Origin of the sequence: Butyricicoccus pullicaecorum DSM 23266, assembly GCF_900167005.1 — a bacterium.
Lineage (GTDB): Bacteria > Bacillota > Clostridia > Oscillospirales > Butyricicoccaceae > Butyricicoccus > Butyricicoccus pullicaecorum.
In genome coordinates, this window is the sequence record NZ_FUXW01000001.1 from 671,395 (window position 1) to 687,266 (window position 15,872).

Here is a 15,872-nt window from a genome sequence, read left to right on the forward strand (position 1 = left end):
TTCATTTCAGAAAGTGAGGGAATCCCCTTATGCAACATAAAGGCATCATCGTCCAGGTGCTTGGCCCAATCGTTGACGTCATGTTCGATGACGGCAAGCTCCCGGAAATCAATGAAGCGCTGACCGTGACGCTGGACGGCAGCCGTCAGGTCATGGAGGTCGCGCAGCATGTCGGCGGCGACACCGTGCGCTGCATCATGCTCTCGCCCAGTGAGGGTCTGGGCCGCGGTGTGGAAGTCATCGCGACCGGCAAGCCGATCGAAGTTCCGGTCGGTGAGGAAGTGCTCGGCCGTATGTTCAACGTGCTGGGCGACGCGATTGACAACGGAGAAGCGGTCAAGAGTGCGGAAACCTGGTCGATTCATCGCGATCCGCCGCCGTTTACCGAGCAAAGCCCGGTTGTACAGATTTTGGAGACCGGTATTAAGGTCATCGACCTGCTGGCACCCTATGCCCGCGGCGGTAAGATTGGCCTGTTCGGCGGTGCAGGTGTCGGCAAGACCGTACTGATTCAGGAGCTCATCCGCAACATCGCCACCGAGCACGGCGGCTACTCCATTTTCACCGGCGTTGGTGAGCGTACCCGTGAGGGCAACGACCTGTGGCGTGAGATGAAGGAGTCGGGCGTTCTGAACAAGACTGCACTGGTCTTCGGTCAGATGAACGAGCCGCCCGGAGCACGTATGCGCGTCGCGCTGACCGGCCTGACCATGGCTGAGTACTTCCGCGACCGCCAGAAGCAGGATGTACTGCTGTTTGTCGACAATATTTTCCGCTATGTACAGGCAGGTTCCGAGGTTTCGGCACTGATGGGACGCATGCCGTCGGCGGTTGGCTATCAGCCTACCTTGGCAAACGAGGTCGGTGCCCTGCAGGAGCGTATCACCTCCACCCAGTCGGGTGCAATCACCTCGGTACAGGCGGTTTACGTCCCGGCGGACGACCTGACCGACCCGGCACCGGCAACCACCTTCACCCATCTGGACGCAACCACCGTTCTGTCCCGTAAGATCGTCGAGCAGGGCATTTATCCGGCGGTTGATCCGCTGGAATCGACCTCGCGTATTCTGGAACCCGATGTAGTCGGCAAGCGGCATTATCAGGTAGCACGCGGTACGCAGGAATTGCTCCAGCGCTACAAGGAATTGCAGGACATCATTGCCATTCTGGGTATGGAAGAGCTGTCCGAGGACGACAAGAAGACGGTCGAGCGTGCCCGCCGCATCCAGCAGTTCTTCTCTCAGCCCTTCTTTGTCGCCGAGCCGTTCACCGGTCTGGAAGGCCGTTATGTGCCGCTGTCCGAGACCATCCGCAGCTTTGAGGCCATTCTGGGCGGTGAGCTGGATAAGTATCCCGAGACTGCGTTCTCCATGGTCGGTACCATTGACGAGATCATCGAAAAGGCACGCGCACAGGGGGCGGTCTGATGGCAGCACAGTTTGAACTGGAGATCCTGACCCCGGAACGTCAGTTCTTTGTCGGACTGGCCGAGGCCATCGTCCTGCCCAGCATTGACGGCTCGTACGGCGTGCAGGCCGGACATGAACCGGTCGTCATCGCGGTCGAACCGGGTGAATTGCAGTACCAGATCGATGGTGTTTGGCACCGTGCGGCGGTCGGACAGGGCTTTGCCGAGATCATGCCCGAGTATGTCATTTTGCTGGCTGCGACGGCTGAGCATCCCGAGGAGATCGACGAGGCACGCGCACGCCGCGCCAAGGAACGCGCCGAGGAGCGTTTGCGCCAGAAGCAGAGCTTGCAGGAGTATTACCGCTCCAAAGCCGCACTGGCACGCGCTATGGCACGACTCAAAACCCGCGTCAAGTAAAGACTTGTTTTCTCAGACGGAGCACAGAATTTGTGCTCCGTTTTTTTTGCCGTACAGACCGATCTAGCAGCACACACACGAAAAAATGCGGTTGAGCTGAGCGCAGCATGTGTGATAAGATAACAATAAGTACAGATTGCGGCAAAGAGAGAGAAGCTATGAATTACTTAGAGGGAATGCAGTACAAAATCAAGACGGCAGCCGAGGAAAATTGGCATTTTCACCCGGAATTGGAGTTCATCTTTGTCATTGAGGGACAGATTCGGCTGGAAATGCAGGGTAGAAACGACCTGTTGAAAAAGCATGATGTGGTGCTCATCAATGCGGGCACACAGCATGCCATCCGCGTGCAGGAAAAGGCGATCGTGTGCGTGGTCAATTATTCCTGGCAGCTGCTGTCGACCATGTTGGGCGGAGAAGAGAGCGTGTTTGCCTGCAACAGTGCCGCCGAACATAAGCGCTCCTACCTCAAATTGCAGGCTATTTTTCAGCAGCTGGTCTATCACGCGGTCAGCCGCAAGCACAAGACAAACTGCATCGAGCAGAGCTTGCTGTATCGTCTGCTCGACGAGCTGGTCGAATACTATTTACAGGGCACCAGACTGCATGATTCGCAGGAAGATTTGCGGCTGCACAAAATTCTGCGCTATGTCGGTGCCAATTTCCAGAGCAATATCAGCCTGTCGGCGCTGGCCGACGAGATGTTTGTCTCGACGTCCACGCTGTCGCGCTTCTTTCGCAAGAAGACCGGTATCTATTTTGCCGATTATGTCAATCAGGTGCGGTTGGACTACGCCGCGCAGGAGCTTGGATTGACCGACAAAAATGTGACGCAGATCGCAGTAGACAGCGGTTTTTCTAACCTGTCGGCGTTTAACCGTGTCTTTCGCGAGATGTACGGGATGACGCCGTCCGACTACCGCAAGCAGAGCAAAGAGAGCCTCAAAGAGCAGAATACAGAGGAAACCGCCCTCAAAGAGCAGCTCAAAGACCAACTGGAATTTGAAATTCTGGAAAATACCCAGCGTCCCGCGGCAGCGGTCGTGCAGGTGCAGGCGGATGTCGGCAGGGGAGAGTCGTACAGCAAGGTGTGGAACTTGACCATGAATGCCGGGTCGTGCAATACGCTTTTGCTGTCCAACATGCAGCAGCATGTATTGTATCTGGCCGAACATTTGGGATTTCGGTACGTGCGTATGTGGAATGTCTTCTCGGTGCCCATGATGATCACCGATGGCAAGCACATGGGCGGATATCAATATGATCGACTGGACATTGTGCTGGATTTTCTGGTCGAGCACCATCTGATTCCATTTTTGGATATGGGTGTACGTCCCAACGCGGCAGCCAAGGCAGAGGGCAAGGCGGTCTTTTTTGAGAGCGAGAGCGTGCAGTTTATGTCCCGTGCCGCATGGGAGGCGATGGTCGCTAATTTCATTCAGCATGTCGTCAAGCGCTACGGTGTAGATGTTGTGAGTGAATGGATTTTTGAGCTGGCCTATGACACTGTCCACATTCCCGAGAGTAACTGTTATCAGGATGATGCGTATGATAACGTGACTGCGTTCTGCTACCTGTACCGGCAGCTCAAGGCGGTATCGCAGAACATTCAGGTCGGCGGACCAGGCGCGATTATCGGTTGGCGCGATGCGGATACCCGGGATTTCTTGCAGCGCGTACAGGAAAATGGTTGCATTCCAGATTTCGCCTCTGCCTTTCTCTTTCCCTATGAAACGGCAATCGAAGATGGCAACATCATGCGCCGGCGCGTCACCAACGTCGACAATGAGCGCGAGCAGATCGCATATTTTCGCGAAATGGTCGCGCAGAGCGGCCTTGACTGCAAAATTTATATTTCCGAGTGGAATAACTCGCTGTCCAACCGCGATTATCTCAATGACAGCTGTTTCCGTGCGGCCTATCTCACGGAAAAGATCGAACAGTTGTGGGGCGAGGTGGACATGCTGGGGCTGTGGATGGCATCCGACTGGGTCAGCAACTACTACGACACGGGCAGCCGCATTGCAAACGGCGGCAGCGGACTTTTGACCAAAGACCTCATTCACAAGCCGGTATACTACGCACTCAAGTTTTTGAGCAGCATGGGCGACAGCCTGATTGACAAGGGCAAGGGCTATCTGATGACCCGCCGTGAGCAACAGGACTACTACATTCTTTGCTATAACTTCAAGTGGTACGATTGCAGCTACTTTGTCAGCCGGGAGGACATCGACGACCCGGCGGTGATTCCTACTCTATTCCAGGACAGCGACCCGCTGACCTTCAAATTCCAGCTGCAAGACCTGCCGTTTGATCGTTGCGTGATCAAAAAGCGTCTGGTCAGTCCCAAAGAGGGCATGATTTTGACCGAGTGGAGCAAATTCCAGTATGCACTGACGTTAGATGCGCCCGATGTGCAATATATCCGGCAGGCTTGTTTCCCGCGCATGTCGATGGAGCGCATGCAGGCACAGGGACATACGTTATCATTCGAGACGGTTTTGCAGCCGCATGAGGTCATGCTGATTCATATTTACCGCGATTTTGACTGATTTTTGCCCGATTAGAGCGGCAGCAGGGACAAAACAGAATATTTACCTTCTCAGGGAGCGTGCAACAAATGAATGCCATTTGTTGCACGCTTCTTTTTGTTTTGCTGGATTTGTAAAAATAAGGCAAAGAAATGGAAATGAGAAGGAAGTGAGTTGTGCACAAAGACGATATACTGAATACATCCAAAGGAGATCTCGATACTGGATGCTCGAAGAGAAAGAAAGCATTTGAAAGGAAGTTCAGAGATGGAGAAAAAAATGGCCTCTAAGCTGGCGGTGATCTGCTACGGCTTCGGTGATCTGGCGTCTCAGTTCGTGTGGACATTCGTGGGCAGCTATCTGACGATCTACTACACGGATATCGTTGGTTTGGCACCCGCGATTGTATCGGTTATCATGATGGGCGCACGTATTTGGGACGCGATCAATGACCCGATGATGGGTGCCATCGCAGAGCGTACCCGCAGCAAGTTCGGACGTTTCCGTCCTTATATCGCGTTTGGCTGTCCGTTCCTGGCGATCTTCGCCGTGCTGACCTTTACCAATCCGTTCGGCGGCGGCAGCGCTGCGGGTGCAATCTGGGCGGCAGTTACTTACATCATCGCCGGTATGCTGTACACTCTGGTAAACATCCCCTATGCAGCACTGTCTGGTGTTATGACCGAGGATGCCAACCAGCGCAACAAGATCAACACCTCGCGCAACATCGGTATGAACCTCGGCATGGTCATCGTCAACGCATTGTCCGCCGGTCTGGCACTGAGATTTTCCGGTGAGGGCGCGGAGGTCGCAAACGGCCAAGGCTACATGATGACCGCGCTGATCTACGCAATCATTTCCATCCCGCTGTTCCTGATCGTATTCGCAACGGCCAAGGAGAAGGTGCAGCCCATGCACGGCACACAGGCCTTCTCGTTCAAGGATACGGTCAACAATCTGGTACGCAACAAGTACCTGATGATCATTACCCTCATCATGCTGCTTCAGATGACCGCTTTCATGGGCAGAATCGCGGTCACCAGCTACTACGTCATCTACTGCCTGGGCTCGTTCACCATGATCGCGCTCATTATGACCATCCCATCCCTCGGCGGTATCATCGGTTCGTTCTTTGTTCCGTTCTTTGCAAAGTGTTTCGGTAAGCGTGCCGTACTCATGGGTTCCATGCTCATTCAGGCGGTCGGTCTGCTGGTCATCTATTTCGCACCCTTCGATAACATCACCATGGTTCTGGTCGGCTGCTGGATCTTCGGTCTGTTCAACGTCGGCTTCCCCATGACCCTGTCCATGGTCGCTGACTCGGTCGACTACATGGAGCTCAAGACCGGTATCCGCACCGACGGTACCGCGTATGCAACCTATGGTCTGGCGACCAAGGTCGGCAATGCAATCGGCGGTTCGATCGGCGTCCTGCTGCTGGCAGCATTCGGTTATGTCGCAAACGCCGAGCAGACCGCAGAAGCGATGAACGGCATCAACATCGTGGTCAATCTGATTCCGGCAATCCTGTTCATTCTGGGCGCGGCAGCCTGCCTGCTGTGGGACATGAGCGACAAGGATGCGGATGAAATTCGTGAAAAGTTAAAGGCAAAAAATAATCAAACCCAGGAAACGGTTTAAGGAGGACTTTTATTATGAAGAACGGTAAATTGCAGGTAGCAGTCATCGGCTGCGGCGGTATTGCAAATCAGAAGCATTTCCCGGCACTCAAGTCGCAGGCAGACAAGTGCGAGATGGTCGCGTTCTGCGACATCCAGCTCGAGCGTGCGGAAAAGGCAGCCAAGGAGTACGGCACCCCGGATGCCAAGGTATACAGCGATTACAACGAGCTGCTCAAGGACGAGAGCATCGATGTTGTTCATGTCTGCACTCCGAACGTTGCGCACTGCCCGATCACGGTTGCAGCATTTGAGGCCGGCAAGCATGTTATGTGCGAAAAGCCCATGGCAGCAACCACCGAGGATGCTGAGAAGATGATGGCAGCCTGGAAGAAGTCGGGCAAGAAGTTCACCATCGGCTACCAGAACCGTTTCCGCACCGATGCGCAGATGCTCAAGCGTGCCTGCGAGGAGGGCAAGCTGGGTGACATCTACTTTGCCAAGGCACATGCAGTTCGCCGCCGTGCCGTTCCGACCTGGGGCGTATTCCCGGACAAGTCCAAGCAGGGCGGCGGTCCGCTGATCGACATCGGTACCCACGCACTGGACATCACCCTGTGGTGCATGGACAACTACAAGCCGGCGACCGTCACCGGTTCGGTCTTTGAGAAGCTGGGTCACCTGCCCGAAGCAACCGAGGGCAACATGTTTGGCCCCTGGGACCCGGAAACCTACGAGGTTGAGGACTCCGCATTCGGCTACATCAAGATGGAGAACGGCGCAACCATTTTCCTTGAGTCCTCCTGGGCACTGAACGTCAAGGACTCCCGCGAGGCAGCAACTACCCTGTGCGGTACCAAGGCAGGCGCTGAGATGATCGGCGGCATGAGCCAGCAGGGATACGATCTGGTGTTCAACGAGACCACCGGCGGCGTACTGACCGAAGAGCACATCTCGGATACCGGTGCTATCGCATTCTTCGAGGGCAACAGCGGCGGTTCTCCTGAGGTCAAGGAGTGCAAGCAGTGGCTGGAAGCCATCATCGAAGACAAGGAGCCGCTGGTAAAGCCCGAGCAGGCATTCGTCGTCACCCAGATTCTGGATACGATTTACAAGTCGGCAGCAGCAGGCAAGGAAATCAAGCTCGGTTAAGGATTACAACGAGGCAGGGGCCCGCTGCAATGGCAGTCGGTCCCCGGCCGGATTTATGAGGAGGAATATACATGTCTAAGATCAAGACCTGCGTCAGCCTGTACAGCTTGCAGGATGAATATTTGAACCACCGCATGAATCTGCGTGAGATCATGCAGTATGTTAAGGAAAAGGGTGCGGAAGGCGTTGAGATTCTGCCCGATCAGATGCTCAAGGGTGCACCGGACGTTTCCGAGGAGACCGTGCAGGAATGGAACGCTATGCTGGCCGAGACCGGCCTCAAGCCGGTGATCGCAGACGTGTTCCTCAACATGAACCTGTACAAGAACCGACTGCTGACCCACAAGGAATGCGTTGATCTGCTGGTCAAGGAGATCAAGCAGGCGCACCGTCTGGGCATTCACCTGATTCGTCTGGTTTCCATGGTACCTTACTGGGTCATCGAGCCCCTGCTGCCGTACTGTAAGGAGTATGATGTCACCATCGCCCTGGAAGTCCATGCAGCGATGGCGTTCGATATCCCGGAGACCCGTGCATTCATCGAGGAGATGAAGCGCGTCAATTCTCCCTATGTCGGTCTGGTCATCGATACCGGTATTTTCTGCCGCAAGTTCCCGCGTGTTGTCCGTGCGTATGAGACCCTGAACGGTACGAGCGAGCAGGTATTTGACTACATCGACACCCTGTTTGAGAAGGGCACCGACCTGCACCGCGTGCTGCGTGAGAACAACTTCCAATACCCGGCAGAGCTCGAAAAAGCCATCCAGTCCGAGCACGACCGCATGTTTGTCCCGCTGTGTGATGGCTACGAAAACCTGGATTTCTCGGTACTCGACGAGTACATGCCGTACATCAAGCACTTCCACTTCAAGCTGTTCGAGATGACCGAGAACGGCGAGTACTCCATGGACTACAAGGGTCTGCTCCAGTACCTGCACGACCACGATTACGACGGCTACGTCGCAACCGAGTACGAAGGCAACCGATTTACGCTTCCCGGCCATCCGATGGCAGAGAAGGAGCAGGTTGCAGCACAGCTGTCGTACATCCACAAATGTCTGGATGAGATTCAGGGCTAAGGAGGAAGACAAAGATGTTTGATAATAACGTATTTAAGGCAAATACCTGCGTCAACGTAACCGAACAGGGCGCAGTCGTGGGCTATGAGCTGCAGACCAACATCACCTACTACCGCGGTATCCCGATGTCCATGATCGAGTACATCAAGGTCGCAGTCGACGGCGTAGAGGCTCCGGCCGAGGATATCCGCATTTCGGTCGATCAGCATGACTGGTTTACGCTCAAAGAGGCCGAGACCGTCACGACCTACAAGTGGGAGTACGGCGAGCCGCTTTACATCCGTGTTTTGCAGGAGGGCGGACTGTCCAAGGGCACGCATAAGGTCAAGCTGACAGTTGCCACCCGTACGGCATACATCCCGGTACCGCTCGAGGGTATCAAAGAACGCGACGTTGTGATTGCATAAGAGGAGAACTGGAAGGATATGAAAAAAGTACTCGGCATTTCGTTTGGCCGTAAGATGGGTAACACCGATGTCATGGTAAAGACCGCACTGATGGAGTGCGAGAAGGCAGGCTGTCAGGTCAAGTTCCTGCGCGGTGACGATTTGGACATCAAGCCGTGCACCGGCTGCATTTCGTGCGTGGTCGGCATGACCACCGGCCGCGGTAAGGGCGGCTGTCCGGTTAAGGACGACTTCCACATTCTGGACGAAGCACTGATGGAGTGCGATGCCGTCATCGTCGGCTCTCCGACCTACGTCCTGAGCCCCACCGGCAAGTTCAAGGTGGTCTGTGACCGAATCGGTCCCTCGCACGACATCACTTTCCGCAAGGCAACTTACGAGGAAGGTCTGGCGGCAGGCAAGTCTCCCGACCAGCTGCCCGACCCGCGCAGCTTCAAAAAGCGCGTTGGTGCGCTGATCTCGGTTGGCGGTGCGATGACCAAAAACTGGCTGGCATTCATGCTGCCAACCATGTATGAGTTCACCATGTCCATGGGCATCGACGTTGTGGACATGCATGAATATCACGGCGCGATGGCATGCGAACACGTACTGGGCAACGACACCCAGATGGAGCGCATGCGCACCATGGGCAAGAACATCGCCGAGGCGCTTGCGGCCGAGACCGAGGAAGAGCGCACCCGCTGGCGCGGTGAAGAGCAGGGCGTGTGCCCGGTCTGCCACTGCAACATGCTGACCGTCTCCGAGGACGGCGCACACATCGAATGCCCGGTCTGCGGTATTTCGGGTGAGGCTTCCATGCAGGACGGCAAGCTCAAGGTAAACTTCAGCGAGGCACAGCAGAAGCGTTCGCGTCTGCACTGGGACGGCAAGCTCGAGCACTCCACCGAGATCAAGACCCAGGCAGTCGGCCCCGGTCAGATTCCTGATCTGGCAGAGCGCAAGAAGGCATACCAGGGCTATGCCGAGCAGGATTGGTAAAGAAAGGAGCACAGGACAGATGAAACTGGGACTTGTAAGCGCCATCGCGGACACGATGGGCTATGAAGAGATGATCGATCTGGTCGCACAGGCCGGTCTGGAATGTGTCGAGGTTGCCTGCTGGCCGGCAGGCAAGGCAGAGCGCCGCTATGCAGGCGTGAGCCACATTGATGCCGACCGCGTGCTGGAAGACGATGCCTACGCACAGCATCTGCTCGATTACGCAGCACAGAAGGGCATCGAGATCTCCTCTCTGGCATACTATCCGAACACCATGGACGCCGATCTCGACAAGCGCACCGCAGCCGTCGAACACCTCAAAAAGCTGATCTGTGCATCGGCTAAACTGGGTGTCAACATGGTCACGACCTTCATTGGTCGCGATCAGACCAAGACGGTCGAGGAAAATCTGGAGCTCGTCCGTGAAGTTTGGCCACCGATCATCGCACTGGCCGAGGCCAAGGGCGTGAAGATCGCGATTGAAAACTGCCCGATGCTGTTCGGTGCAGACCAGTGGCCGGGCGGTCAGAACCTCATGACAACGCCTGCCATCTGGCGCAAGGTCTTCGAGATTCTGCCCAGCGCAAACCTGGGACTCAACTACGACCCGTCGCACTTTGTCTGGCAGATGATCGATTACATCCAGCCGCTCTACGAGTTTAAGGACAAGATTTTCCACGTCCACTACAAGGACATCAAGGTCTATCCCGACCGCCTCCAGCAGGTTGGCATCATGGGCTATCCGCTCGACTTCATGTCGCCTAAGCTGCCCGGTCTGGGTGACGTCAACTGGGGCAAGTATGTATCTGCCCTGACCGATATCGGCTATCAGGGTTACACCTGTATCGAGATCGAGGACAAGGCGTTCGAAGGCTCGGTGGAGGATGTTAAGAAGTCGGTGCTGCTGAGCACAAAATATTTGAGAAATTACGTAATTTGAAGGGAATAGGTGCTTTTTATGGATGATATCAGAATCGGTATCGTAGGCCACGGCTTTATGGGCCACGAGCATGAAAAAATGCTGACCAAGATGGACGGAATCCGCGTGGTTGGTATCTCGGACATTGATCCCAAGCAGCTGGAAGACGTGCAGGAGGGCATCAAGCGCTATGCGTCCAACGATGAGCTGATGCATGACCCGGAAGTTGACGTTGTGCTGATTGCAGCCAACAACAACCAGCATTATGATCTGGTGGTACAGGCCGCCAAGGCCGGCAAGGATATCATCTGTGAAAAGCCGGTTGCCATGACCACCGAGGAGCTGGACGGCATGCTTGCAGTCACCAAAGAATGCGGCGTGAAGTTCACCGTTCACCACCAGCGCCGCCTTGACCCCGATTTCCGCACCATGAAGGCGGTATTCGATCAGGGCAGTCTGGGCAAGGTCTACTCGATCAAGAGCGGTCTGTACGGTTTCAATGGCAACATGCACGACTGGCACGTCTACAAAAAAGAGGGCGGCGGCATGCTGTACGACTGGGGTGTGCATCTGCTCGACCAGATTCTGTGGATGATGCCGGGTGCCAAGATCCAGAGCGTTTACGCTGACCTGCGCAACGTCATTAACTTCGAAGTCGATGACTATTTCAAGATCCTGATGCGGTTTGACAATGGCATCATGGCCGAAGTCGAGCTGGGTACCTATTATCTGACCGATAAGATGCACGACAAGTGGTTCGAGCGTCATTGGATGATCGGCGGCAATCAGGGCAGCGCCTATGTCGACGGCTTTGAGCCAGAGGGCAAGATCGTGCGCACCACCCATCTGCTGCAAAACGTATCCGGTCAGCGCACCATGACCGCAGCAGGCCCCACCCGTTCGTTCGGCCCTCCGGCTGAGGGCACCATCGTGACCGAGCCCCTGCCCACGGTGCCCACCTGCCACGAGGACTACTTCGAAAACTACAAGAAGGCCTATCGCGGTGAGGAGGAATTTCTGGTCAAGGTCGAGGAGACCCGCCGCGTGCTCGCACTGATGGAAGCGGTCAGAGAGTCCGCACGCACCGGCCAGTCGGTCGCATTCGAATAAGAAAAGGGACACCGAGCGGGCGTTTTTTCCGGGAAGTGAAACAATATGCTCGGCAGAAAAAGGGCGCTTGCGCCCTTTTCCCTGTTTCGAGGGAAAGAGAGAAAAAGATGAGTAAAACATACGCATTCGGCGTGGATATCGGTGGAACGACGATTAAAATGGGTCTGTTTGAGACCAACGGCAAGCTGCTCGAGATGTGGGAGATTCCGACCCGCACCGAGGCCGACGGAAAATTTATCTTAAACGATATCGCACAGGCTGTGGACGATAAACTGAAAGAAAAGAAGATTTCTACCCTGGACGTGGAGGGCATCGGACTGGGCGTACCCGGTCCGGTTGGCTCGGACGGTACGGTGTTTAAGTGCGTCAATCTGGGCTGGGACGTGTTCAATGTTGAGCACCGCCTGAGCGTGCTCACCGGACTGCGCGTCAAAGCCGGAAATGATGCCAATGTCGCCGCGCTGGGCGAGATGTGGCAGGGCGGCGGCGCAGGCTACCAGAACATCGTCATGGTCACCTTGGGCACCGGTGTTGGCGGCGGCATCATCATCGATGGACACATCCTGCCCGGTATCAACGGCGCAGCCGGTGAGATCGGTCATCTGCCGGTCGAGGACGACCAGCCCGAGACTTGCACCTGCGGCAATCAGGGTTGTCTCGAGCAGTACAGCTCGGCGACTGCGGTTGCACGCAGCGTCCAGCGCTACTTAGACGAACACCCGGAGGCCGAGACCAGCCTACGTTCTGTGCAGAACATCGAGGCCAAGGACGTGTTTGACGCGGCAAAGCAGGACGACAAGGTCGCACTGGAGCTGACCGAGCGTGCGTGCGCATATCTCGGCAAGGGACTTGCCATGATCGCATGTGTGGTCAATCCGGAAGCCTTCGTCATCGGCGGCGGTATGGCGCGTGCGGGTGAGATTCTCATGGAATCTGTCCGTCGCAACTTTAAGCAGAAAGCCTTCCACGCTTCGCGTGAGACCGAGTTTAAAGAAGCAAAGCTGGGCAATAATGCCGGAATCTATGGCGGCGTGCGCATGCTGCTGGAATAAGATGGAAAAAGCACCGAACAAACGACGTTCGGTGCTTTTTGTGTTTATTTTTTGAGTGCAATCGTCCAGAATACCACATTCATCAGGATGGCGATGAACAGGACAATGGACATGGCAGCCCAGAATCCAAAATTGATGCCCAGAAAGTCCGTGCTGCCGAACAGATGCAGCCAGAGTGCATTTAAATTCATGGAAAAACCCTCCATTTCTTACAGAAGTTCGCCGAAACGGCGGACATAGGCCTTTTTCAAGCTGGTTGCCAGCACCATATAGAGCAGAATGCAGGGGATGAGGTAGGCAAAATAACTCAGGGGCAGGGCAGCCAAGCCCAGCATGGTGCCGAGCGGCGTAAACGGGATGGCGGTCAGTACCAGAATGCCGGTGCAGGTCAGCAGCGTCAGCGGTGCCGACGCGCGGCTCTGGATGAACGGGATTTTTGGGGTGCGGATCATGTGGATAACAAGGGTCTGGCTCCACATGGACTCGACAAACCAACCAGCCTGGAACAGCGCGGCGTAAGCGATCTGCATTTGGGTCAGCTCTGCGCCCGAGAAGTGGTTTGCAAGATCGTTGTACAGTACACCGTGCGACACAAACAGCGGGCAGAACACAAAGTACATGAAAATGTAAGTGGTAAAGTCAAAGATAGAGCTGGTCGGCCCAATCCACAGCATGAAGCTGCCGACCGAGGAGGCATCCCACTTACGCGGTACCTTGAGATATTCCTCGTCCACGTGATCCCACGGAATCGCTGTGCACGACAGGTCGTAGATCAGGTTGAGCAGAATCAGATGAATGCTCATCATGGGCAGAAAGGGCAGCAGTGCCGAGGCAGCCAGAACCGAAAACATGTTGCCGAAGTTGGAAGATGCGGTCATCTTGATGTACTTAATCATGTTGGCATAGGTCTTTCGGCCTTCAATGATGCCCTTTTCCAGCACCATAAGGTCTTTTTCCAGCAGGATGATGTCTGCACTCTCCTTGGCGATGTCCACCGCAGTATCGACCGAGATGCCGATATCTGCCGCCTTCATGGCCGCTGCGTCGTTGATGCCGTCGCCCATAAAGCCAACCGTGTGGCCGCTTTCGCGCAGTACGCGCACGACGCGGGCTTTCTGCTCGGGGGTCAGCTTGGCGAATACGTCAGTCGTCTCGGCAACGCGTGCCAGCGCCTCGTCGGACATGGATTCGATTTCGGGACCGAGCAGCATATTGCGCACTTTCAGACCGACCTGCGCGCAGATGGTACGGGTGACCTTGTCGTTGTCGCCGGTCAGAATCTTGGTGGTCACGCCGTACTCGCGCAGCGCCTGAATGGCACCGGCAGTGGTCTCCTTGGGCGGGTCGAGGAAGGCCAGATAGCCAAGCAGCACCATGTCGCACTCGTCCTTGACGCCGAACGCGCCGACCGGGGACGGATTGCTCTTTTGTGCGATGGCCAGCACGCGGAAACCCTTAGCGTTGAGCTCATCAACTGTACGAAGAATTTTCTGTCGCAGCGCATGGCCGAGCGGCTGCACCTGACCGTCGTACTCGACAAACGAGCAGATGGACAGCATTTCCTCGACTGCACCCTTGGTGACCATCTGGGTCTTGCCGCTCTTGTCGGCCACGACCGTGGTTAGACGGCGGCGGGCAAAGTCGAAGGGAATCTCGTCGACCTTAACATAGTGCTCGGACAGATCGACCAGACGGGGATCTTCGGCTTCGGATTCCTCGGTCTTGCGAATGATGGCAACATCCATGAGGTTTTTGTATCCGGTCTGGAAGTAGCTGTTGAGGTAGGCGTGACGCAGGACGCGCAGATCATCTCGACCGTTTACGTCCATGTGATACTCCAGAACGACCTGATCCTGGGTCAGCGTGCCGGTCTTATCGGTGCACAGAATGTCAATTGCACCGAAATTCTGGATGGAATTGAGGTTTTTGACGATGGTTTTCTGTCGGCTCATGGAGACCGCGCCCTTGGCCAGACAGGTGGTTACGATCATGGGCAGCATTTCCGGGGTCAGACCGACTGCAATGGAAATGCCGAACAGGAATGCGCCCAGCCAGTCGCCCTTGGTCAGACCGTTGATGAGAAAGACCAGAGGAACCATGACCATCATAAAGCGGATGAGCACCCAGGAAACCGCGTTGACGCCCTTGGTGAAGCTGGTCTCGACCGCTTCCTCGGCGACTGCTGAGGCCATCGAGCCAAACAGGGTGTTGTCACCGACGGCTAGCACGATACCGCATGCGCTGCCCGAAATGACGTTGCTGCCCATAAAAGCGATGTTGGGATATTCGGTGATGGCGCAGTCGGTGTCCGGGCTGCAAGCCGGTGTCTTTTCCACCGGTTCGCTCTCGCCGGTCAGACCGGACTGGCTGATAAAGAGGTCTTTTGCCTCGATGATGCGCAGGTCAGCCGGGATCATGTCGCCAGCTGACAGGTGGACGATATCACCGACCACGACCTCGTCCAGACCGATTTCCTGCATGGGATGCCCCTTGCGGTCGACCGTGCAGGTAGTGGTGATCATGGACAGCAGCTTTGCAGCCGCGTTGCCGCTGCGCGATTCCTGTACAAAGCGCAGGACACCGGAAATAAAGACCATGGTGAGGATGATCACGACGGTCAGGCAGTCGAAGTCCTCGGGCGTGCTGCCGAACAGCGAGAGCGCAGGAAACAGCATGTCGGTGACCGCCGAGACCAGCGCGAGGAAGAAGAGAATTGCGGTGAAGGGGTTGATGAAGGCACCGGCCACGCGCTGTGCAAGCGACTGTTTTTTCTGGTGGGTGACCTTGTTTGTGCTGAACTGTGCGCGGTGCGCGGTGACGGTCTGTTCGTCCAGACCGCACAGCATGGTGCCGGTCTGGTCTAAGACATCCTTGACCGGCTTGGCAGCTGCATCCCGGATGCAGTGGTTATACGCGTCGCGCTGGAGCGTACATGCAGGGGTGCCGGAATCCTTCCGGCGGGTGTGCAGGTTAAACATGGGACTTACCTCCTGTTTTTTGTGAATGAGGCAAGTAACGAGCGGGATGAGACAGACCAATTCTGCGGACTGTCTGCGGCTTTGGTTGCTTGCCGATGGGGATTCCCGTCAGAATCCATCTGTTTCACCTCCTGTTTTTTCGCATATTGTGCAGTGTAAGTTTAGTATACCGGAGGGTCGGCGCAGTTCCCATGACCAAAACCTTGCGAAATTCTT

The 15,872-nt window shown here is 55.7% G+C and carries 13 protein-coding genes; 11 read left to right on the forward strand and 2 right to left on the reverse strand.

What is annotated here, in order from left to right; translation table 11 throughout:
* Positions 1 to 29: 29 nt before the first annotated feature.
* The 11 genes from atpD to B5D52_RS03435 all read left to right on the forward strand — a co-directional run bounded on the left by atpD (position 30) and on the right by B5D52_RS03435 (position 12,678).
* Positions 30 to 1,427 carry a F0F1 ATP synthase subunit beta gene (gene atpD / locus B5D52_RS03385; protein ID WP_016147343.1) on the forward strand — a complete coding sequence of 466 codons (1,398 nt, stop codon included), beginning with the start codon at positions 30 to 32 and terminating at the stop codon, positions 1,425 to 1,427.
* On the forward strand, positions 1,427 to 1,828 hold the full coding sequence (atpC, locus tag B5D52_RS03390) for an ATP synthase F1 subunit epsilon (protein WP_016147342.1): 402 nt from the start codon (positions 1,427 to 1,429) through the stop codon (positions 1,826 to 1,828). Before atpD ends, atpC begins: the two co-directional genes overlap by 1 nt.
* A 158-nt stretch (positions 1,829 to 1,986) precedes the next feature.
* Positions 1,987 to 4,380: a GH39 family glycosyl hydrolase gene (locus B5D52_RS03395; protein ID WP_016147341.1), complete on the forward strand. Its 2,394-nt coding sequence runs from the start codon at positions 1,987 to 1,989 to the stop codon at positions 4,378 to 4,380.
* Positions 4,381 to 4,626: 246 nt separating this feature from the next.
* Positions 4,627 to 6,000, forward strand: coding sequence for an MFS transporter (locus B5D52_RS03400; protein ID WP_040332515.1), 1,374 nt, complete (start codon positions 4,627 to 4,629; stop codon positions 5,998 to 6,000).
* 14 nt (positions 6,001 to 6,014) lie between these two features.
* Positions 6,015 to 7,130 carry a Gfo/Idh/MocA family protein gene (locus tag B5D52_RS03405; protein WP_016147339.1) on the forward strand — a complete coding sequence of 372 codons (1,116 nt, stop codon included), beginning with the start codon at positions 6,015 to 6,017 and terminating at the stop codon, positions 7,128 to 7,130.
* Between the two features lie 71 nt (positions 7,131 to 7,201).
* Positions 7,202 to 8,209: a sugar phosphate isomerase/epimerase family protein gene (locus tag B5D52_RS03410; RefSeq protein ID WP_016147338.1), complete on the forward strand. Its 1,008-nt coding sequence runs from the start codon at positions 7,202 to 7,204 to the stop codon at positions 8,207 to 8,209.
* 14 nt (positions 8,210 to 8,223) lie between these two features.
* Positions 8,224 to 8,616 (forward strand): C-glycoside deglycosidase beta subunit domain-containing protein, encoded by a 393-nt coding sequence (locus B5D52_RS03415; RefSeq protein WP_016147337.1) that lies wholly within the window; start codon positions 8,224 to 8,226, stop codon positions 8,614 to 8,616.
* A gap of 18 nt (positions 8,617 to 8,634) precedes the next feature.
* A complete protein-coding gene (locus B5D52_RS03420) occupies positions 8,635 to 9,597 on the forward strand; it encodes a flavodoxin family protein (RefSeq protein ID WP_016147336.1) in 963 nt (320 codons plus the stop codon).
* 19 nt (positions 9,598 to 9,616) lie between these two features.
* Positions 9,617 to 10,537: a sugar phosphate isomerase/epimerase family protein gene (locus B5D52_RS03425; protein WP_016147335.1), complete on the forward strand. Its 921-nt coding sequence runs from the start codon at positions 9,617 to 9,619 to the stop codon at positions 10,535 to 10,537.
* Positions 10,538 to 10,555: 18 nt separating this feature from the next.
* Complete coding sequence (locus tag B5D52_RS03430; RefSeq protein ID WP_016147334.1) at positions 10,556 to 11,626, forward strand: Gfo/Idh/MocA family protein; 1,071 nt, start codon at positions 10,556 to 10,558, stop codon at positions 11,624 to 11,626.
* Between the two features lie 107 nt (positions 11,627 to 11,733).
* On the forward strand, positions 11,734 to 12,678 hold the full coding sequence (locus tag B5D52_RS03435) for an ROK family glucokinase (protein ID WP_016147333.1): 945 nt from the start codon (positions 11,734 to 11,736) through the stop codon (positions 12,676 to 12,678).
* A gap of 44 nt (positions 12,679 to 12,722) precedes the next feature.
* On the opposite strand, the gene B5D52_RS03440 is transcribed toward B5D52_RS03435, so the two are convergent.
* Both B5D52_RS03440 and mgtA read right to left on the reverse strand, forming a co-directional pair.
* Positions 12,723 to 12,869, reverse strand: coding sequence for a hypothetical protein (locus tag B5D52_RS03440; RefSeq protein WP_016147332.1), 147 nt, complete (start codon positions 12,867 to 12,869; stop codon positions 12,723 to 12,725).
* A gap of 18 nt (positions 12,870 to 12,887) precedes the next feature.
* A complete protein-coding gene (gene mgtA, locus B5D52_RS03445) occupies positions 12,888 to 15,656 on the reverse strand; it encodes a magnesium-translocating P-type ATPase (protein ID WP_016147331.1) in 2,769 nt (922 codons plus the stop codon).
* Between the last annotated feature and the right edge of the window lie 216 nt (positions 15,657 to 15,872).

Excerpts from the sequence above, each read along its gene's own strand:
- B5D52_RS03430 (WP_016147334.1), top strand. The coding sequence starts at position 10,556 with ATGGATGATATCAGAATCGGTATCGTAGGCCACGGCTTTATGGGCCAC.
- B5D52_RS03395 (WP_016147341.1), top strand. The coding sequence starts at position 1,987 with ATGAATTACTTAGAGGGAATGCAGTACAAAATCAAGACGGCAGCCGAG.
- mgtA (WP_016147331.1), bottom strand. The coding sequence starts at position 15,656 with ATGTTTAACCTGCACACCCGCCGGAAGGATTCCGGCACCCCTGCATGT.
- atpC (WP_016147342.1), top strand. The coding sequence starts at position 1,427 with ATGGCAGCACAGTTTGAACTGGAGATCCTGACCCCGGAACGTCAGTTC.
- B5D52_RS03410 (WP_016147338.1), top strand. The coding sequence starts at position 7,202 with ATGTCTAAGATCAAGACCTGCGTCAGCCTGTACAGCTTGCAGGATGAA.
- B5D52_RS03400 (WP_040332515.1), top strand. The coding sequence starts at position 4,627 with ATGGAGAAAAAAATGGCCTCTAAGCTGGCGGTGATCTGCTACGGCTTC.
- B5D52_RS03420 (WP_016147336.1), top strand. The coding sequence starts at position 8,635 with ATGAAAAAAGTACTCGGCATTTCGTTTGGCCGTAAGATGGGTAACACC.
- B5D52_RS03425 (WP_016147335.1), top strand. The coding sequence starts at position 9,617 with ATGAAACTGGGACTTGTAAGCGCCATCGCGGACACGATGGGCTATGAA.
- B5D52_RS03405 (WP_016147339.1), top strand. The coding sequence starts at position 6,015 with ATGAAGAACGGTAAATTGCAGGTAGCAGTCATCGGCTGCGGCGGTATT.
- B5D52_RS03435 (WP_016147333.1), top strand. The coding sequence starts at position 11,734 with ATGAGTAAAACATACGCATTCGGCGTGGATATCGGTGGAACGACGATT.
- B5D52_RS03440 (WP_016147332.1), bottom strand. The coding sequence starts at position 12,869 with ATGAATTTAAATGCACTCTGGCTGCATCTGTTCGGCAGCACGGACTTT.
- atpD (WP_016147343.1), top strand. The coding sequence starts at position 30 with ATGCAACATAAAGGCATCATCGTCCAGGTGCTTGGCCCAATCGTTGAC.
- B5D52_RS03415 (WP_016147337.1), top strand. The coding sequence starts at position 8,224 with ATGTTTGATAATAACGTATTTAAGGCAAATACCTGCGTCAACGTAACC.